Genomic DNA, 19,577 nt, shown 5'->3' with positions numbered 1-19,577 from the left:
CATATAGTTGAAATGTCTAATAGAATCCATCTAATGTCCTTTTCGAAGAATCATTAAAGTAATAATGTCGAATAAAACAAAAGCTAATAGACAATTCCCAGTTAATTAACTGGTGAAATGTCTATTAGCGATTAAATTAAAACACTTTCGTAGTCCAAGATTCACAATTCCAGATATCTGTAGCAACATCTTGATAAAAGTCTGGTTCATGGCTTATTAAAAGTATTGAACCTTTATAGTTTTGGAGAGCTCGTTTTAATTCTGCTTTTGCATCTACGTCTAAATGGTTTGTAGGCTCGTCCAATACAAGTAAATTCGTTTCATTGTTTACCAACTTACAAAGGCGAACTTTCGCTTTTTCGCCACCACTTAATACTTCTACTTTACTCTCAATGTGTTTTGTTGTTAAACCACATTTTGCAAGGGCTGCGCGGATTTCATATTGAGTAAAGGAAGGAAACTCATTCCACACCTCTTCAATACAAGTGTTTCCATTACTCGTTTTAATTTCTTGTTCAAAATATCCGATATGCAAGTAATCACCTAAGTCGACATGCCCAGATACTGGTTTAATTTCTCCAAGAATACTACGAAGTAAGGTAGTTTTTCCAATCCCGTTAGCACCTGTTAATGCGATTTTTTGTCCACGTTCCATGCGTAAATTAAGTGGTCGAGAAAGTGGTTCATTATAGCCGATCACTAGCTCTTTTGTTTCAAAAATTACCTTACCAGCAGCACGCGCTTCTCGGAAATTAAATTCTGGTTTTGGCTTTTCTCCCGCTAGTTCGATTACTTCCATTTTATCCAGCTTCTTTTGACGTGACATTGCCATATTTCGAGTCGACACACGTGCTTTATTGCGAGCAACAAAATCCTTTAACTCAGAAATTTCTTTTTGTTGCTTTTTAAAGGCGGCTTCCATTTGTTGCTTTTTCATCTCATGGACCTTCAAGAAATTTTCATAATCCCCTGCATAGCGATGTAATTCTTGATTTTCCATATGATAAATTAAATTGATTACGCTATTCAAAAATGGAATGTCATGAGAAATTAGAATGAACGCATTCTCATACTCCTGCAAGTAGCGTTTTAACCATTCAATATGAACCTCATCTAAATAGTTTGTTGGCTCGTCTAATAGTAAAATATCTGGTTTTTCCAGTAAAAGTTTTGCTAATAAGACTTTTGTTCTTTGTCCACCAGAGAGGTCAACAACATCACGCTCAAGTCCTATGTCATCCAGTCCAAGTCCACGCGCGATTTCCTCAATTTTTGCATCGATTAAATAGAAATCATTGTTTGTGAGCATGTCTTGTATGACACCAGTTTCCTCTAAATACTGTTCCAACTGCTCAGGTGTCGAGTCACCCATTTTTCCATAAATCTCATTCATCTCATTTTCAAGATCAAATAAATATTGGAATGCCATTTTTAACACATCGCGTATTGTTAAGCCTTTTTCTAAAATGGCATGTTGATCCAGATAGCCGACACGTACTTTCTTAGCCCATTCTACTTTACCTTCATCTGGTTGTAGTTTCCCCGTGATTATGTTCATAAAGGTAGATTTACCCTCACCGTTTGCGCCAATTAATCCAATATGTTCGCCTTTTAATAGACGAAACGAAACATTATTAAAAATAGCCCGGTCACCGAAACCGTGACTAAGATTAGTTACAGATAAAATACTCATGTCATTACTCCTAAATTTATTTACATCCTTTTCTATTATAACGAAATTCATTCTGTTGAAAATAGCTATTCTTAATAAACACTGGAAATGGTACAATCATCCATATGTGAAGAATGGAAGTGATGTAGTGATGCAAAAAGTTTTATATGAAAAAGTTAATGATATACATAAGGATCATTTTTTTCACTGTTATGAAATTTTATCTAAAAAGGAAGAGCAACATATTCTTCTAGAAAGCGGTCGAGCTGGTCGCTATAGCATTGCTGGGATTAAGCCATTTGCGGTTGTGAAAGGAACAAAAAACACAATAGAAATTGAAGAAGGTGGAGAGAAATATGTATTGGAAGGGAATCCTCTTCACGAACTAGAAAAATGGATGCAACAATTTTATTTCCGACCAATCCCTGGGCTTCCAGATTTCCAAGGCGGGGCAATTGGATACATTAGCTATGACTATGGACAATGTATTGAGAAACTCCCAAACATCGCACAAAATGATTTACAGTTACCACTCATTTACTTTCTCGTTTTTGATGAATGGGCAGTATTTGATCATGTGGAAGAATGTTTGTGGGTGATGGTATTAAATCGCGGTAATGCGCAAGAAAAACTGGAATCCGCAAAATCATCTTGGTTATCATCTGCAGTTTCTGTAAAACCAAGAGAAATGCCTCAAGTTGACAATGAACTCCAAGTTTCACTTACGGAAGAAGAATATGTGGAAGCAGTCGAAAAAGTGCAACAATACATTGCGGAAGGCGACGTGTTTCAAGTTAATTTAGCCGTTCGACAGTCACGCCCATTAGCTGTTGAGGCAGTTGAAGTGTATAAAGAATTACGTTTGTTAAACCCTTCTCCATATATGGGATATATGCATACACCAGAATTTCAAATTGTTTCTGGTTCACCAGAGTTGTTAATTAAAAAGGATGGTCAAAAAGTAAGTACGAGACCAATTGCTGGGACGCGCTCACGTGGTGAAAATGAAGAAGAAGATATGAGATTAGTGAATGAATTGATTGAAAATGAAAAGGAACGTGCAGAACATATTATGCTCGTTGATCTAGAGCGAAATGACCTTGGAAGAGTGTGTGAATATGGATCGGTAAAAGTGGATGAACTGATGACGGTTGAAAAGTATTCACATGTTATGCACATTGTGTCACATGTAAGCGGTGTTCTTCGAGAAGAAAAGGGTGTAGCTAACTTAATCGATGCTGTTTTTCCAGGAGGAACAATTACTGGTGCACCGAAAATAAGAACGATGGAAATTATTGAAGAGCTAGAACAAGTAAAACGTGGTATTTATACAGGTTCGATAGGTTGGATTGGCTTTAATCAAGATGTACACTTAAATATTGTGATTCGCACGATGCTTGTAAAAGATGGCCTTTGCCATGTCCAAGCTGGGGCTGGAATTGTCATTGACTCGAATCCAAAAGCAGAATACAAAGAGTCCTTGAAAAAAGCCGCTGCACTTTGGAAAGCAAAAGAAATGGCGGAGAAAAGGGGGAACTAAAATGATTGTAATGATAGATAATTATGATTCCTTTACCTTTAACTTAGTGCAATATTTAGGTGAACTTGGGGAAGAAATTATCGTAAAAAGAAATGATGAAATTACGATTCCTGAAATAGAACAAATAAATCCAGACTATGTCATTATATCTCCTGGTCCATGTACACCGAATGAAGCTGGCATTTCTCTAGAAGTAATTCAACATTTTGCAGGGAAAATCCCAATACTTGGCGTCTGTCTAGGACATCAAGCGATTGCTCAAGTATTTGGAGGGAAAGTTATAAAAGCAAAACGACTATTTCATGGGAAAACGTCTCTTGTTCATCATGACGGTAAAACAATTTTTACGCAAATAGACAATCCTTTCAGGGCAACTCGCTACCATTCATTAATTGTAGAACAAGTCGGACTTCCAGACTGCTTAGAAGTTACTGCGTGGACAGATGAGGAAGAAATTATGGGAATTCGTCACAAAGAGTTTGCGGTGGAGGGTGTTCAATTTCATCCCGAATCGATTTTAACGGACCCTGGAATGCAACTATTGCAAAATTTCCTCCAATGTTATCGGAAGGAAGAAATCTGAGCCATGTATATCTTTCTTAATGGACAATATATCCGACGGGAAGAGGCGACAATATCACCTTTTGATCATGGGTATTTATACGGGCTTGGTGTGTTTGAAACAATGCGGACATATGAAGGTAACGCTTTTCTATTAAATCAGCATGTAGAGCGGCTTAATAGTGGTATGAAGGAAATGAATATAGCTCTGGAATTTAGTACTTCACAGGTGGAGAAAATATTGAAGGAGCTATCACGCTTGAATGACTTACAAAATTCCTATATTCGCTTTAATGTCTCTGCTGGTATAGGGGAAATAGGTTTACAAACAAATCCTTATAGTGAGCCGACTGTCATTGTTTTTCAGAAGCCACTAGTAGGTATTGAACCATTGCGTGAAAAAGAAGCGGTTATATTAAAAACAGTCCGAAATACTCCAGAAACAACTATACGTATAAAATCGCATCACTTTTTCAATAATGTGGCGGCAAAATTAGAATTAGGAGCAGATCCGAATAAAGAGGGATTAATGTTAACGAAAGATGGTTTTATCGCAGAAGGAGTAACTTCGAATATCTTTTGGCTACGAGATGGTGTTCTTTGCACACCTTCCCTTGAAACAGGAATTTTAAATGGAATTACAAGACAATTTATTATAAGGATTGCGCAAGAACTAGGTATAGATGTGAAAATAGGATTGTTTAAGGTGGAAGATTTAGGTCAAGCAGATGAGATTTTCTTTACGAACTCAGTTCAAGAAATCATTCCTGTAAATAAATTAGACAAACACTTTTATCCCGGTAAAAACGGTAGACTCGTTCAACAGCTTTATTCTATTTATCATCAAGCGATAAAGAAGGATGGTCCAAAGTCATGAATATGACGATGAGACCATCCTGTTTTTATGCATTTTGAGGAAGTTTTGAATAATATTTAATTGTTTCCTCACTTAGTGGTTCGTTATCTGAAAATAAGTCTGGGTTATCTTTCAACATTTCCATTAATACTTCTGTTAGTAATTTTGCATCACATACACGGGTTTCGGCATCACCGAATTTTCCGATATGCATTGCACCACGGTTAAGTAGAATTTCTTCCACTTTCCAGAAATGTTCGTGCCATGCTAATCCTGTATGACGACGGGAAGGTACATCAACTCTCGTACCATCTTCCAAGATGGAAACAAGCGGTTCATATGTGTCCGTCATTCTTCCAGGGATGTCGGCCCATTCTTCAACTCCATGCATAAACGTATTTCTGCGCAAATCTACACCAACAAGTATAATTTGAGCATTGCGATCTAGTAATCTTCCCCAAGCTGATTCTCTTGCACAAGGGGTTGTACAATATTCATCCCCAGTTGTAAATTCAACTGCATCTTTCCCTAGTGCAGAGACAGAATGAGTAGGATGAGCAGAGCGAATGGTATGTTCTCTTTGCCTGAATAACTCTGTTAAAATCCCAACAATGGAGTGAGAGTCTTTTACAGAAAAAACAGGATTTTTCGCATTAATATAAGACCAAGTATGTGCTGGAAATACTAATAATCCATCTTTCATATACTCCTCAAATGCATCTAGAACAGTGTCTGCTCGACCATTCACTTCTCCAATTTTTTTGTATGATGAATGTACTAAAACAGTCCCTTTAGGGTTAATTGAGAGTTTCTCTAAATCAGCAAGTAAGCTTCCCTTTGTGTGCATAACATATTTCCTTTCTATTATGAAGTACTAGCTATATATTGTATCGTAATATTTAGAAAATGGAAGTAATTCGTTACAATTAAAAAACCCTTCATCATAGAAGAAGGGTTAGTACATTATTCTTGTGTATTATCATTTTTAGGGACTTCATCGATTCGTTTTGCATCTTCAAAATTCAAAGCACTGCTAAGATAGTAGCTAAGAAAAGCTGCGACTGCGCCAATTACACCAATAAGTCCAATTGTCACAATTAAATCCATCTAAATCCCTCCCATATATTCCAATGTATGCACTAAATTTGTGCACATTCCATGAAATAAAAGAAGCGAAATAGAAAATGTGGAAAAGGTCTCCTATTTGAAACAAATCGGAGACCAACGTTTAGTTATTTTTTGGATTTAAATGATTTTCTGGTACTTCGTCAATGATGCTAGCGTCTTTTGTATCCATAGCAGAATTAATAAAGTAAATAATAAATAATGCTACTACACCAATGACAAAAATTAGACCTAGTAGAATGCCAAGTTGCATGTCACTGCCTCCTTTTTTACCAATGCTATATCATTTTGTTTCTTTTCGAATAAGAAAATAATAGTGCTGTTACTTTTAGTATAATGGAGTTTTTCCTTTTAATCAAAGGAATTTTATATTATAATACTTCTTGTGTTAAAAATATTGTCTAAATAATGGCTCCGTAGCTCAGAGGATAGAGCGTCGGTTTCCTAAACCGTGCGTCGCAGGTTCGATTCCTGCCGGGGCCGTCAACCAAACCTTGCTGTGGCAAGGTTTTTTGTTTTGTTTATAGGTTGGTCTAGAAAGGTTTTTTTATACTTGGGGTTAAATTGGGGACAAATTTTTTTAATTAAAAGTTCAATTTAAACACTTTAAAAAAAGACTTGGATAGACACATAGTAATGATGCTCATTGCTTCACTAATTAATTATACTTAATATATTGCGATCAAGGATATAACCAATCCAAATATTGGGAAAATATACCACGAGAGTCTTTGCGTAAAAATATAAAAATCATGTGGTTCAGGGTCTCTAACAACCAATATATTGCTAAGTTTAAAGAAGAATAATGGAAACTTGTAATCTATTGCAGTATATATAAAGATAAACAAAGCTAAAATTAGCAAAGGAAATTTACCTCGAATTGTTTCATTTACCATCATTGCTAAATCCGCAATAGTTTTCAGAGGTACTTTATACACTGCCGAGTATGGAGATTCTCCATCCATCAGAACTCGAGGTTCTTCCATAACTGGATTTCCATGCTTATCAAATAAAAAGGGACTGTTTTGCAAATATTTCCCTTCAAAAATGATATTCCCTTTTGAATCTTTTATATTACGAATACCATAATCCCAATGACTAGCATCTTCAAAAGTAACGGTGTATCGACGATGAATATTATTTGGCAGCTCAAATAACACTTCTGCACGGCTATGTGCGTCTTTTTCTCCTTTAATAATTATTTTGAAGTCTCCACTCCAGTTACTACCAGAATAGTATGTTTCGCTTGATAGCGTTTTCTTTTTTAAGAAAGTATTATCCTCTCCAAAATAAATACCATAAGAAAAAAATGTTTTAAAATAGAAAACAATTAATATAAGCAATAAAGTGAACAAAAGCACCTTAAGCAACATACTACCTAAACCTTTACTTGTCTTTTTAATCCCCACTGAACCGCCCTCTTTTCAAATAAACAAAATAGCTTACTTTTAATACGGATACAAAGATATGAATGTTTCATTGAAACTCATATTACTGTATTAAAAAAATTGAATTTCTAAATCACATCATAAAAACCTAACGTTTAGTATTTTCTTATATAATAAGAATCGTCTTTCCAATTAATTGGTAGTTATAATGTAAACAGAATACGATGATCCAAAAAGGAATAAAGCTTTTTTAAATAGAATGTAGACTACTAACTGGCTGATGAATCGAATAAAGTTAAATATTCAATGAAAAGAGTGGGGGATTATATTATGTGGTTTTTATTATGTCTTATCGCAATCATAATTACGCTTTTTTCCATAGAAGCACAGCTCAGAAAAGGGAATAAACAACAGCAAGAAATAATTATGTTATTAAAGCAAATAAATGAAAAGGATTGATTCACGGCGTGTATCAGAGACCATCAATTGATGGTTTTTTTATAGTGAGATTTAATTTATTTGAATTATGTGACCAATCAAACTTTTAATGTGTCTATAGATTAAAAGGGGGTTTTCAGATGTGATTGAAACTTGGTTTGAAAAGTATGTAGAACTTATTTATAAATATATTTTTTTCATGGTAAAAGATCATCAAATTGCAGAGGATTTAACGCAGGAGACCTTCATCAAAGCACATATTAAGTCACATCAGTACAAAGGGAACTCTGAGCTAAAAACTTGGTTGTATCGAATAGCTTATACAACGACCATGAATTATTTTAGAAAAAAGCATCCAATTCCAACACTTTTTGACTCCCCTATACATGTAAAAAGTGCTGAAGAAAGTTTCCTGGAAAAAAGTGATTTGGAAGAGCTATATCAGGCTATTTCAAAATTAAAATTAAGTTATAAGCAAGTTATTATATTGCGGAAAATTCAACAATTATCTGTTAAAGAAACTGCTTCTGTCCTTAGATGGAGTGAGAGTAAAGTGAAAATGACAACGGCAAGAGCAATAGAAAAGCTACAGAAAATTATAGATGAAGGGGAGGGATGAAATATGAAGAAACTTCAAGACAATGACTTTATAAAACTAAACGACGCAGTAAAACTAAGTAGACAATCAAAAGATAAAATGAAATACGCTATTTTAAATGATACCACACAAAGGAAATTCTTAACTCCAAAACTTTTAGTTTCATTCCTAACTATCACTGCGATTGGTATATGTTGCATGCTTATATTTACTCAAAATATAGATTTAAAGTTTTCTGATAGGGCGATTATTGACAGTAATGATCATTATTCCTTTATTGAGGAATTTGTAATTAAAGACATTCTTAATGATTCAAATATGGAGTATGTTAAGTTTAAGGGACATGGGGAAAATTGGGCAGCAGTTTATATTGCTTATAAGGTGAGAGATAACGATAAGTTTTCAGCAGATTTGTATGTAAAATACATTGGTGAGAAACCAAATCCGACAGGTACAATAAAATATTATTATGATGCAGGTAGTGATACTGGAAGTGGAAGTACAACTTACGAAGATGAACCTGAAAACGGAATATATCTCTTAGGCATATCTGGTAGTTTTGAACCTTTGCCGACGAAAGACTACAAAATGAAGTTACTCATTGAGTGGGATAAAGAGTCAGAGTTAATTGAATTGAAATCAGAATAAGAAAGACAGGTATGGCAGGGCATACAAGTATATTTTGTTTTCAAAAGTAATCAAAAAGGAATCCATCTCTACTTGACAGATCCCTAATTTAGGGTTCGTGTACCATAAACAAATTCAATTAAGGTAATTTTAACTTTTTTCTTTGATAAGTAGATAGCACCACTCCTCCAACTATAAATAGTGAACCTAAAATCTCTGAGCCAGTTATCGGTTTGTAAAGTAATATCAATCCCATAACCATTGCTACAAAAGGTTCTAAATTAGATAATATTGAAGCCTTTGAAGCATCTACATGTCTAATGTTATTATTCCAAATTAGTGTAGCAATACCATGTACAACAATAGCAGTTCCTATCAGAAACACCAATCCGACATATTTGTACTTACCTTTAAGGGCTTGTCCAGTATAAAAGTAAAAGGAATTGCCACAATTAAACCTACAACATTTGAATATAAAGTAATAGTAAGTGGATCTATTCTATGAGAAAGAAGCCTCGTCATGATGATCATTATTGCGAAAGTTATCATTGTTATAACAATCCAAAATAGACCTTTATCTACATGCAATGAAGATAAATCGCCATTTGCTACAACCAGATAAATACCTATAATTGCCACAATCGACCCTATCATCATACTAAGTGTTAATTTTTCTTTCAAAAAAATGGCAGCTAATACGCTAGTTATAATAGGGGTAGTTGCCAAAATTAATGCAGAAGTAGTTGGATCAGCGGTTTGTAAACCTACAAAAAAAGACCATTGGTTTATAAAAACACCAATAACCCCTAGAAGGAAAATTGCCAGTAAATCAGATTTATTAACTCGTTTAAAGTGCTTTTTATATGAGAATAATCCAAGTAAAAATAATACTATAAACAAAAGTCTAAGCATGGTTAACAAAGTTGGAGAAAAGTCTTGCACTAAAATCTTTCCAAAAACAAAATTGCTCCCCCATACAATTACACAAAAGGTGAGCCAAGCATATGCTTTTAACAAATCTTTCATCCTTTCAAGATCAAATACTAACTGTCCTATTTTATACTAAATAGTATTTTTATTATACTTTTAAGGATGTCCGAACCTGCTAAGTGGAATGATGGGCGAATTTAAAAAACAGAAATAGCAAGGTATGAGTATATTTTACCCTTGCTTTTTACTGTTATTATTTGACTTTGTGTACGGTTATTTTCTCGAACAACTTGTGAAACGCATAATTTAAGTAGGCATTCGTAATAAGTAATATGAAAAATTGCAACGAACTAATGTTTAGTTTGAAAAAGTTCCATTTTCTAAATAATTTTATACCAGGAAAGGCATATATTAAATCACCAATGATATTTAGTAATGTATAACGCAAGAATTTCCCTTTTGATAAATGGAAAAAACCCATAAATTAGAAAAGAAATAAGGGCCAATTACTAAAGATAAAGCTGTACTAATAATTCCTTTCCTTCCACCTTTAACATTCCATAGTTTGCGAATAGTAAAATAAAGTATTTCTAGAAGTATTGTAGCAGTTGAAAATATAGTTACAGGTAAATACCTAACGATTGATCTCTTAGGGAGGAAAAAACCCGAAATTACTGAAAAGAATACTAATAAGAATTTAAGTAAATTATGTGGCATTCGATCAATCCTTTTTAGTAAATGAATTAGTACGTAAACATGAATTTTATTACTTTCTTTCATGAAAGTAGTGTGTGTTGATGATCTATTTTTAATGCAGAAAAGGCGAATGACTAGGTGTAGATATCATATAAAGGAAATTTAGTAGTAATGACTTAGAAACAATAGTAGGTAATCCAATTACTGAGTAGCAATAATGTAAACATTTGTACAATATCTTTAGTTATGAAGAAGATAAAAACACTTTGGATATGTTTATCCAAAGTGTTTTTTCCTCTCCCATTAATATACATTAGTAACATGCATATAATCATACACATCTTGGAATGAGCCTGACCAAAATAACATCGTTTCTTCATCAGGGATCTCATTTTTAAATCGGTCCAAAAAGTAAGCGGGCAAAATATTTTCCATTATAGCTTTTTTTATTGCTGGTAGTTCTGACAAAGCATTTTTATGATACGTCATATCTTTCTTATTATTTATAATGACATTATGGTGTAGATACCACTCATATGCTAATAAGCCGACACGTAGGTCACGATTTTCTGGGTTGTTTGATAGGAACCAAATAGCAGTTGCTTCATTAGCGTTAGGTTGTTTAAGACCTAACTCACTAATAACAGGTTTTATTGCATTTTGTAATTCAGCACCTTTAACATCGATATCATTACCAACCAGGATCAGATTTAAAGGTGATACACCTTCTTTGCGAACTTCAGTTAATTCTTCCATGTCATACTTCATTATAGTTTCTTGAATAGGACGAAGACCATCTAGTGCAGAAAGACCCGAAGTATTATTGTCCTTATTGAATAAAAAATAAATAATTACACCTATTAAAATGATGGCACCTAAAATTGCTACAACTTTTTTGCTGGAGCTAGTAGATTTGGCACTAGTGCCAGTGGAAGAGTGGTTGTTCGTTTCATGATTCATTTTTTGCATTTCCCCCATTAAATAGTAATAACGTCCTGATTATACTATATATTCTTACTTTCGACAGATTTTGGGATTATAGACCTATTTAAAGGGAGGAGAAAAAAGGATGGTGAATATTCTTCCATCCCCTTTTTCACTATTTGCGGTATATTCTATTCAAGAAATTACTTCAAAAACCGTACCTTGGTTATAATCCGTCACTTTCATGGAGCCATTAACTCCTAAGAATAATCTAGTTTGGTCTAAATTTGTTCCGAGACTAACATAGAATGCTGGTTTATCTCCGAAATTATAATCCGTTTCAATTACACTATAATCACTCAAGTTATTATTATCTGTTGTAATTCTCGTATAAGCTAAAACACCTTTGGATGGGGATTGATTTCTATTTGCGAGGTCGATAAATACTACGCTTCCTGTTAAATCAGAAATTGTATTTCCCAAATACGGTTGTACTCCTGTAATGGCCGTACCCGAAAATTTATCCTGCCTGGCATCTTGATGGAAATAACTTATTAACGGTGGATGCCTCTTTACGGAGGTGTTAACTGCTTCATTATAATAAGCAATTGTTTGTTCCTTCAAATTCGGGTTGCTGGAACAGTCTTTAATAATGGTAGTAGGGAATGCACCTTCCCAGCCTCTCCATCCTAAGTTAATAAATCCTTCCGTATTAAGGGAAGATGAAGTGAGTTGTGTTACAGGGATGGGCTTATATTGCGTGAATATAAAAATAGACTCTACTAACCCCTGGCCAACATTACCTACATATTTTAAAAAGCGGTCGTTATAGCGTTGGAATGCGATTCCCGGTATATTGCGAACTCCTTTCACTATTACAGAAAGCATTTCTTGGATGGAGACAGGGAGTTCACTGAAACGGGAAACGACTGGTGGATTTGTAATGGATGTATTTTTCTTTACATCTATCTCAATTATTTTTCCAGCAATTTCGAGATTATCCTGGCTTAAATTAAATGGATCATATCCAGATCCACCATCCCCGGTTGTTAATACAAGTTTCCCAGTCTCTGGTGAAAAGTTTAAGCTGTTCACACCATTATGGTTCGAAAATGGTCTTCTCAAGTTAAGTAAAGTACGACTTTTTATAGGTTGACCATTCCTCTGAACTACCCACTCCTCAACTGTATCAATATGATCATATTGTTTTTCTCTATTCGTCCACTTTAGGTATAATGTTTTAGGGTCGCACGGGTTAGGTGTAAATGATTCCGTCAGTGCACCAGGTCCTTGTGTTCCAGCAACTGAATAATGCAAATAAAACAATCCATTATGATGAAATTCAGGATGGAAAGCTAATCCTAATAAACCGCGCTCATCAGAACCTCTTTTTCCACCTAGTTTTATTATTTGCGAACTAATGTCTAAAAAGGTTCGAACATCTCTGTTTCTTACATAAAAAATTTCTCCAACTTGAGTAGCGATAAATAAACTTTCCATCGATTCACCAGGAAGTATTGCTGTTTTTATAACGGTAGGCAAATTTAGTCTACTAACAATTGGTCTTAGACGAACCTTTATTTTTTTCACCCTGCTTCACATCCCTTAAAAGTAATCTTTTATCAGAATATGAATAGAGCTAATGTATTAGTACGTGATATCCTGTAGTACCTAATCAATTTGAAATAATCAATTTTCGCATAAACAACTTTTTACCTGCATTTACCTATATAAGGGGGTGTGATGGTGAGGTCATTATTCAAAAAAGTTACGTCTAGCATGTGGATAGATGTTTTTATTCCTACCATTGATAGTTATTCAAAATCGATGCAACTCGTAGCTGGTGCGAGCTTAGGTGGGTTAGCTGCTATATTACAATCGGCAGGGATTTTCACTGGAGTCGGTTATATATTTAGTATGATGAGTACAGCACCAATTGTATTAGCATGTCTATTATCAATGAACATAGGTGTGATGACATATTTCCTAACGATCCTTCTGGTGGCAATACTGCAGCCAACAGAGTTATTCATCTTCATATTTACTACAGGTTTACTTGGGCTTAGTTTAGGTTTTAGTATGAAGTACTTAAGAAGGAACATACTTATTATTGCGTTTTCTGCAATCACTTTAACAATAGGAATCAGTATTTTATTATATGGTATGAAATTTGCTATCCTTGGGCCGTCAATCACGACTAAAATTAGTTCTACGGTTATTTTAGGGACATTTGCATTTTCCTTGCTATATAGTTGGATTTGGAAAAAAGTTTGTATTTCTATATTCCGATTCATTCACACATTTTTGAATCATAAAAAATAAAAGCAATCGAAGATCTTCGATTGCTCTTAAAACAGTTACTTTGTGTTCTTTTTCTTTGCAGCATTCTCTAATTTGCTTTTTGGCTCCACTGAAAATTCTGTGTCTGCGATTCCTTGTGGATTTACACTAGTTGCTGCATTTCCTTTATTACTAGAGTAATTTCGTGCACGGACACTTTTTTTACTTTTAGCCATATTTAAAAACCTCCAAGTTTATTTTTGAATACTAACACCTTGTAATTTGATATATTGGCCATCCTTGACCGTAATATACATGTCAGCTTGTACAATTTCATTCGTAACAATACTGGATAAATCATGTCTACTATTGGTGGACACTTCTAAATACCCCATATCTGTGGAATTATCTAATTTTACTTTGTATTCACCAGCAGGAATGTCCGTACCTACTTTGTACATTCCGTCTTTATATAAACCATCATCAGGTTGGACAGATGGAGCTTTATCAACTGGATACATATAGCCAGAAGTTAATTTAAAATACTCACCGTCTTTTAGAGTCACATAGGAATGGGCATCATTCATTAAATTATCATTAAAAATGATGCTATCTAAATTGCCAGTACTATCTGATGCATTTTCAATGTAGGCCATTCCTTGTGCAAATACGAGGTATTCTCCTGCAGCAATATCGGTTCCTACTTTATACGTACCTTGATCAATCTTTCCTTCGTCATTGTTTTCTTCATTTGCTTCCTGATTTTGATCATTTTCATCATCAGCAGGTTCCCCATTTTCTACTACCACATCTTTCCCATCAGTGATTTCATCTTTTTTGGTAGTAGTATCTCCATCTTTTTCAATATTTTCTTCCGGAGTTTCTTTATTCGTATCCTTATTGTCAGAGTCAGTTCCACATGCTCCTAACGTAAGAATAAAACTAAGCATTAATGCCATCCAAAGTTTTTTCATGAGTATTAACCCCTTGATATGAATTTTGTCGCAATCTCTGCAACTTTAATTTTCCACAAGGTGAAAATCTTATGTATGGATTTTGTATTCTGGGTGGCCGTTACAAATAGTAGATAAGCCTCATAAAATAATGTAGGGGGTGAAATGCTGTAATGGAAGTGTATGATGTAATGATTATCCCGCTTATTATTGGACTAGTTGAGTTGTGTAAAAAGGTTGGAGTTAAAACGAGGTGGTTACCGGTAATTGCTTTAGGATTGGGAATTATCATAGGTATTGTATATATTGCAGACTTTAATTTAAAACAAGGAATATTAGTTGGAACAATGTTAGGTTTATCTGCTAGTGGACTTTACAGTGGAAGTAAGAATATGATGGAAAAGAAACAAATAGATAATAAAGAGGAGAACTGCAAAAAGTAAGCATAATAAAAACCCGGTAACCCGGGCTTATTTTACAAATAGCTTAACATATTAAATTTCATAACCATTTGTTACTAAATCAAGTTTACCTGTTTCAGGATTAATGACGAGGCCGTGTACAGGTACTGTTTTTTCCATCAGTGGGTGATTACGGATCATATCCACACTGTGTTGTACACTTTGTTCAACACTGTCAAATCCAGTTAACCAACTGTCAAGGTCTATTCCAGAACTGCTAATGATGTCTAATGTCTCTTCTGATATGCCACGTTCTTTCATAATCCCTAAAATATGGCTGCTTTCAATTGCACTCATACCACAATCATGGTGCCCAATAACAAACACTTCATCTGCTTGTAATTCGTACACAGCGATTAAAATACTGCGCATAATACTACCAAATGGATGGGTAAGAATTGCTCCGGCATTCTTCACAACCTTGACATCACCATTTTTTAGGTTCATTGCCTTATATAGAAGTTCAATTAACCTTGTATCCATACATGTTAGAATTACTGCCTTTTTATCAGGAAACTTTGTGGTAGCATATTCCTCATATAATTTTTCTTCGGTAAAAGTTTTATTGTGATCAAGAATTTCGTTCAATAATGACATTTTTCTCCATCCTCTCTTTACTATTTCTTTATTTTACATAAAAGTCACGTATAATAAAAGAAAGATCTAATATAGAGAAAATTTTTAACAAATGTGAAACTTTCTTAACAATTAATTCGTAATACAATTATCAAGGAGGGATGGAGAAGTAGAATAGCATTGTTAGTAAAAAAAACAATGTAAAGGAATTGATGACTATGACATTGTTTGGAATGTCAATTGAAACTATTTATTTGATATTATTAGTTGTCTCTGGTGTATTAACAATACTTTATCTGTTATTTGGAGATGTGTTAGAAGGTATTGGAGAAGCAACAGGTTTTTTACATCCAGTATTGATTTTAGCATTTATAACATTTTTTTCTGCAGGCGGTTATATACTGGAAAAGGTAACCTCACTTAATAGTATTCTTATTATTGTAATTTCTGCAATTATAGCTGCTATTCTAGATGTACTTCTTAATATTTTTGTCCTCGTTCCAATGTCCTCGGCTGAACAATCCTTGAGTTATACTGAAAAATCCTTGGAAGGTCGAATGGGAAAAGCAATCATTACAATTCCACAAAACGGTTTTGGTGAAGTGGTAATTGAGAGCTATAGTGGAATGATTTCGAAACCTGCAGCAAGTTACGAGAATACAGAAATTGCAGGCGGTTCAGAAGTACTTGTAATAGAAGTGAGAGATGGAGTTTTATATGTAATACCATATAAACCAAGCTTTACTTAAATATTTTTATGAGGGGGAATTTATATGCCAGAAATGGGAATTTGGATTGTCATTGGTATTGTTGCATTTATACTAATAGCTTTAATTGGTGTATTCGTAACAAAATACCGCACAGCTGGACCAGATGAAGCGTTAATTGTTACAGGAAGTTATTTAGGTGGGAAAAATGTCCACGTCGATGAATCAGGAAATAAAATAAAAATTATTCGTGGTGGTGGTACATTTGTACTTCCTGTATTCCAACAAGCAGAACCTCTTAGTCTATTATCTAGTAAACTAGAAGTTACGACACCTGAAGTCTACACAGAACAAGGTGTTCCAGTTATGGCAGATGGTACCGCAATTATTAAAATCGGTGGTTCTATCGGAGAAATTGCGACTGCTGCGGAACAATTTCTTGGTAAGTCTAAGGAAGATAGAGAAATTGAAGCAAAAGAAGTACTGGAAGGACATTTGCGTTCTATTCTAGGTTCAATGACAGTGGAAGAAATCTATAAAAACCGTGATAAGTTCTCACAAGAAGTGCAACGTGTTGCTTCGCAGGACTTAGCTAAAATGGGTCTTATTATCGTATCATTTACTATTAAAGAAGTACGCGATAAAAATGGTTACCTTGATTCACTAGGTAAACCACGTATTGCTCAAGTAAAACGCGATGCCGATATTGCAACTGCTGAAGCAGATAAAGAAACAAGAATTAAACGTGCAGAAGCTGCAAAAGAAGCGAAAAAAGCAGAGCTTGAACGTGCAACTGAAATTGCTGAAGCAGAAAAAGTAAACCAATTAAAAATGGCAGAATATCGTCGTGAACAAGATACAGCTCGCGCAAATGCGGACCAAGCATATGACTTGGAGACAGCACGTGCGAAGCAAGCAGTAACAGAACATGAGATGCAAGTCAAAATTATTGAGCGTGAAAAGCAAATTGAACTTGAGGAGAAAGAGATTTTACGTCGTGAAAAACAATACGATTCAGAGGTCAAGAAAAAGGCGGATGCAGATCGTTATGCAGTTGAGCAGGCTGCAACTGCGGATAAGGTAAGACAAATGGCGGAAGCAGATGCCCATCAATATCGTGTAGAGGCGACAGCAAAAGCTGATGCAGCACGCATACGTCTAGATGGTATTGCGAAAGCAGATGCACAAAGAGCACAAGGTGAATCCGAAGCTGAAGTTATCCGCTTAAAAGGTATCGCAGAAGCAGAAGCAAAACGGAAAGTTGCAGAAGCATTCGAACAGTTCGGAAAAGCAGCTGTACTCGACATGGTCTTGAAGATGCTTCCTGAATATGCGAAACAAGTTGCTGCACCACTTGGTAACATTGAAAAGATTACAGTTGTTGACACTGGTGGAAATAGTGAAAACGGTGGAGCCAACAAAGTTACTGGCTATGCAACAAACCTAATGTCTACAATGCAAGAATCATTAAAAGCATCAGCTGGTATTGACGTGAAGGAATTACTAGAAAACTTATCTGGTAAAAATAATGTCCGCGGTAGCATTGATGCACTAACACAAGAAATTAGTGAGAACAAGAAGTCTACTGAGGCTAATAAAACAGAAGAAAATAATTAATACTAAACAAACCCCCTTGGAAATTTCCCAAGGGGGTTTTTGCTTTATCTAGATACTTTTTGTAGTTGATTAATGAATTTAAGTGATCTACCAGTACCGATTGCAACCGATTCTAGCGGATTTGGAGCTATGTGAACTGGAACAATAATTTCTTTGGACAGCCATTCTTGTATGCCATTAAGAAGGGCGCCTCCTCCAGTTAATACAACCCCACGGTCTACGATATCACCACTAAGCTCTGCTGGTGAATTTTCCAATGTTGCTCTAATTGCTTCTAAAATATGGAGTAAAGATTCCCTCATTGCTTGTTGAATTTCTTTTGAGCTTAATGTAACTGTTTTTGGGAGACCTGTTACTAAATCACGACCACGAATATCCTTCTTTAATTCAGGATGCTCTACTAAAGCATGGCCAATTTCAATTTTTATTTCTTCTGCAGTTCGTTCACCAATCAGCAAGTTATATTTTTTTCGAACGTATTGAATGATATTATCATCAAATAAATCACCACCAACACGAACAGTATTGCTGTTCACGACTCCACCATATGAAATGATGGCAACTTCTGTAGTTCCTCCACCAATATCTACAACAACGTTCGCTACTGGTTCTTCCACAGGGAGATCAGCGCCAATCGCTGCTGCAACAGGCTCTTCAATTAAATGGACATTTTTTGCGCCGCATCCTTTTACAGCATCATGAATAGCACGACGCTCAACGGAAGTAGCACCAGATGGAGTACAAACTACTACATCAGGTTTTCGTAAAGATAATCCCATTGCTTTCCCAGCCTTTTTCATAACTTGCTTTAATAACTGGCTAGTAATGTCAAAATCTGCAATAACACCATCACGCAATGGTCGAACCGCAACAATATTACCAGGTGTTTTACCGATCATATTTTTCGCATCCATCCCAACAGCTACAACTTGATTCGTGTCCGTATTCATTGCAACAACTGAAGGTTCGTTTAATATAATACCTTTATTCTTTGTATAAACAAGTACATTAGCAGTACCTAAATCAATACCTATTTCCGTATTTGAGAACATGAAATCACCAAACCCTTTATATCATATATAGACAATGTTCTATTAGTATAGACAAAATTTTGCTAGATTGCTTGTTACATATATTGGAAATAAATCGAATGTTACAAACTGAAAAGGAGTGGAACATACTCAATACAGGGACTTACCCAAAAAGTAAGCTTTTTCCTGTTATCAAAATTTAATGTGCTTGTAAATTAGTAATAGAAAGGAAAAGTATGTAATGACGTGGGAAATGCTAGGTGGAGGCTTTAAGTGAGCAGAGTGTACTTCTTGCTAGCGATAAGATGTTTAATTGGGATGAGGGAATGGTAAGGAGTTATACGTGCCCGGTTTTGCGTGAAAAGCTGAGAGGAGGTCACGAAGAGAGGCTCATCGTGTCCGGTTTTATGAGAAAAAGGATGATGCGGTCGAGCAAGAAGCTTCAATGTGCCCGGTGAAGTGGGAAAAAGGATGAGGCGGTCACGCAAGGCGCTATAAATGTCAAGAATACTATGTACACTTTTGATTGTTTAAGAATGTACAAATTTACTCGTCATCAGGCTTTAAATGATTCTTAATTCTATAAGATGGTCCTAT

At 35.0% G+C, this 19,577-nt stretch carries 20 protein-coding genes, 1 tRNA gene and 1 pseudogene; 10 read left to right on the top strand and 12 right to left on the bottom strand.

Going from position 1 to position 19,577, the window contains the following annotated elements:
- Positions 1 to 136 precede the first annotated feature (136 nt).
- Positions 137 to 1,693: an ABC-F family ATP-binding cassette domain-containing protein gene (locus tag ACFPM4_RS19700; RefSeq protein WP_382355618.1), complete on the bottom strand. Its 1,557-nt coding sequence runs from the start codon at positions 1,691 to 1,693 to the stop codon at positions 137 to 139.
- A 130-nt stretch (positions 1,694 to 1,823) separates the two neighbouring features.
- Here ACFPM4_RS19700 and pabB point away from each other — a divergent pair, with 130 nt between their 5' ends.
- From pabB to pabC, 3 genes are read left to right on the top strand one after another with little or no spacing between them, the layout of a single operon-like run.
- Positions 1,824 to 3,212: an aminodeoxychorismate synthase component I gene (gene pabB, locus ACFPM4_RS19695; RefSeq protein WP_382355696.1), complete on the top strand. Its 1,389-nt coding sequence runs from the start codon at positions 1,824 to 1,826 to the stop codon at positions 3,210 to 3,212.
- Position 3,213: 1 nt separating this feature from the next.
- Positions 3,214 to 3,795, top strand: a complete 582-nt coding sequence (gene pabA, locus ACFPM4_RS19690) for an aminodeoxychorismate/anthranilate synthase component II (RefSeq protein ID WP_144923053.1) — start codon at positions 3,214 to 3,216, stop codon at positions 3,793 to 3,795.
- A 3-nt stretch (positions 3,796 to 3,798) separates the two neighbouring features.
- The gene (pabC, locus tag ACFPM4_RS19685; RefSeq protein WP_382355615.1) at positions 3,799 to 4,650 is read left to right on the top strand and encodes an aminodeoxychorismate lyase; all 852 of its coding nucleotides are present in this window, start codon (positions 3,799 to 3,801) and stop codon (positions 4,648 to 4,650) included.
- 25 nt (positions 4,651 to 4,675) lie between these two features.
- Here the strand turns inward: pabC and ACFPM4_RS19680 are convergent, their stop codons facing one another.
- The 3 genes from ACFPM4_RS19680 to ACFPM4_RS19670 form a co-directional block, all read right to left on the bottom strand.
- Positions 4,676 to 5,476, bottom strand: a complete 801-nt coding sequence (locus tag ACFPM4_RS19680; RefSeq protein WP_382355612.1) for an AAC(3) family N-acetyltransferase — start codon at positions 5,474 to 5,476, stop codon at positions 4,676 to 4,678.
- Positions 5,477 to 5,592: 116 nt separating this feature from the next.
- Entirely contained in the window at positions 5,593 to 5,736 is a 144-nt protein-coding gene (locus tag ACFPM4_RS19675) for a hypothetical protein (RefSeq protein WP_382355609.1), read from the bottom strand.
- 121 nt (positions 5,737 to 5,857) lie between these two features.
- Positions 5,858 to 6,007, bottom strand: a complete 150-nt coding sequence (locus tag ACFPM4_RS19670; protein ID WP_186324716.1) for a hypothetical protein — start codon at positions 6,005 to 6,007, stop codon at positions 5,858 to 5,860.
- Between the two features lie 157 nt (positions 6,008 to 6,164).
- Here ACFPM4_RS19670 and ACFPM4_RS19665 point away from each other — a divergent pair.
- Positions 6,165 to 6,237 (top strand) — tRNA-Arg (locus tag ACFPM4_RS19665).
- 185 nt (positions 6,238 to 6,422) lie between these two features.
- Here the strand turns inward: ACFPM4_RS19665 and ACFPM4_RS19660 are convergent.
- Positions 6,423 to 7,163 carry a DUF6199 family natural product biosynthesis protein gene (locus ACFPM4_RS19660; protein ID WP_382355606.1) on the bottom strand — a complete coding sequence of 247 codons (741 nt, stop codon included), beginning with the start codon at positions 7,161 to 7,163 and terminating at the stop codon, positions 6,423 to 6,425.
- A 559-nt stretch (positions 7,164 to 7,722) separates the two neighbouring features.
- Here ACFPM4_RS19660 and ACFPM4_RS19655 point away from each other — a divergent pair.
- Together ACFPM4_RS19655 and ACFPM4_RS19650 are read left to right on the top strand one after the other, a co-directional pair.
- Positions 7,723 to 8,199: an RNA polymerase sigma factor gene (locus ACFPM4_RS19655; protein WP_382355603.1), complete on the top strand. Its 477-nt coding sequence runs from the start codon at positions 7,723 to 7,725 to the stop codon at positions 8,197 to 8,199.
- A gap of 3 nt (positions 8,200 to 8,202) precedes the next feature.
- Positions 8,203 to 8,826 (top strand): hypothetical protein, encoded by a 624-nt coding sequence (locus ACFPM4_RS19650; protein ID WP_382355600.1) that lies wholly within the window; start codon positions 8,203 to 8,205, stop codon positions 8,824 to 8,826.
- Positions 8,827 to 8,944: 118 nt separating this feature from the next.
- On the opposite strand, the pseudogene ACFPM4_RS19645 reads toward ACFPM4_RS19650, so the two are convergent.
- The 3 genes and pseudogenes from ACFPM4_RS19645 to ACFPM4_RS19635 all read right to left on the bottom strand — a co-directional run bounded on the left by ACFPM4_RS19645 (position 8,945) and on the right by ACFPM4_RS19635 (position 12,945).
- Positions 8,945 to 9,831, bottom strand: a pseudogene (locus ACFPM4_RS19645) (DMT family transporter).
- Between the two features lie 903 nt (positions 9,832 to 10,734).
- Complete coding sequence (locus tag ACFPM4_RS19640) at positions 10,735 to 11,391, bottom strand: hypothetical protein (protein WP_382355597.1); 657 nt, start codon at positions 11,389 to 11,391, stop codon at positions 10,735 to 10,737.
- A 159-nt stretch (positions 11,392 to 11,550) separates the two neighbouring features.
- Positions 11,551 to 12,945, bottom strand: a complete 1,395-nt coding sequence (locus ACFPM4_RS19635; RefSeq protein WP_382355594.1) for a PQQ-dependent sugar dehydrogenase — start codon at positions 12,943 to 12,945, stop codon at positions 11,551 to 11,553.
- A gap of 156 nt (positions 12,946 to 13,101) precedes the next feature.
- Here ACFPM4_RS19635 and ACFPM4_RS19630 point away from each other — a divergent pair, with 156 nt between their 5' ends.
- Positions 13,102 to 13,677: a hypothetical protein gene (locus tag ACFPM4_RS19630; RefSeq protein ID WP_382355591.1), complete on the top strand. Its 576-nt coding sequence runs from the start codon at positions 13,102 to 13,104 to the stop codon at positions 13,675 to 13,677.
- Between the two features lie 35 nt (positions 13,678 to 13,712).
- On the opposite strand, the gene sspL is transcribed toward ACFPM4_RS19630, so the two are convergent.
- Together sspL and ACFPM4_RS19620 are read right to left on the bottom strand one after the other, a co-directional pair.
- A complete protein-coding gene (gene sspL / locus ACFPM4_RS19625; RefSeq protein WP_144923080.1) occupies positions 13,713 to 13,871 on the bottom strand; it encodes a small, acid-soluble spore protein L in 159 nt (52 codons plus the stop codon).
- Between the two features lie 18 nt (positions 13,872 to 13,889).
- The gene (locus ACFPM4_RS19620) at positions 13,890 to 14,609 is read right to left on the bottom strand and encodes a hypothetical protein (protein WP_144923083.1); all 720 of its coding nucleotides are present in this window, start codon (positions 14,607 to 14,609) and stop codon (positions 13,890 to 13,892) included.
- Between the two features lie 152 nt (positions 14,610 to 14,761).
- Here ACFPM4_RS19620 and ACFPM4_RS19615 point away from each other — a divergent pair, with 152 nt between their 5' ends.
- On the top strand, positions 14,762 to 15,031 hold the full coding sequence (locus ACFPM4_RS19615) for a hypothetical protein (protein ID WP_144923087.1): 270 nt from the start codon (positions 14,762 to 14,764) through the stop codon (positions 15,029 to 15,031).
- A gap of 51 nt (positions 15,032 to 15,082) precedes the next feature.
- Here ACFPM4_RS19615 and ACFPM4_RS19610 read toward each other — a convergent pair whose 3' ends face one another.
- Positions 15,083 to 15,646, bottom strand: coding sequence for a beta-class carbonic anhydrase (locus ACFPM4_RS19610; protein WP_144923090.1), 564 nt, complete (start codon positions 15,644 to 15,646; stop codon positions 15,083 to 15,085).
- 197 nt (positions 15,647 to 15,843) lie between these two features.
- Between ACFPM4_RS19610 and ACFPM4_RS19605 the strand changes: the two genes are divergently transcribed.
- Both ACFPM4_RS19605 and ACFPM4_RS19600 read left to right on the top strand, forming a co-directional pair.
- Positions 15,844 to 16,374, top strand: a complete 531-nt coding sequence (locus ACFPM4_RS19605; RefSeq protein WP_144923093.1) for an NfeD family membrane protein — start codon at positions 15,844 to 15,846, stop codon at positions 16,372 to 16,374.
- Between the two features lie 33 nt (positions 16,375 to 16,407).
- Positions 16,408 to 17,949, top strand: a complete 1,542-nt coding sequence (locus ACFPM4_RS19600; protein WP_382355691.1) for a flotillin family protein — start codon at positions 16,408 to 16,410, stop codon at positions 17,947 to 17,949.
- A gap of 44 nt (positions 17,950 to 17,993) precedes the next feature.
- Here the strand turns inward: ACFPM4_RS19600 and mreBH are convergent, their stop codons facing one another.
- On the bottom strand, positions 17,994 to 19,001 hold the full coding sequence (gene mreBH / locus ACFPM4_RS19595) for a rod-share determining protein MreBH (protein ID WP_144923096.1): 1,008 nt from the start codon (positions 18,999 to 19,001) through the stop codon (positions 17,994 to 17,996).
- Between the last annotated feature and the right edge of the window lie 576 nt (positions 19,002 to 19,577).

The organism is Lederbergia graminis, assembly GCF_042655485.1.
Classification (GTDB): Bacteria; Bacillota; Bacilli; order Bacillales; family Bacillaceae_C; genus Lederbergia; species Lederbergia graminis.
The sequence above is the reverse complement of the archived record's forward strand: the minus strand, read 5'-3'. Positions and strand labels throughout refer to the sequence as shown.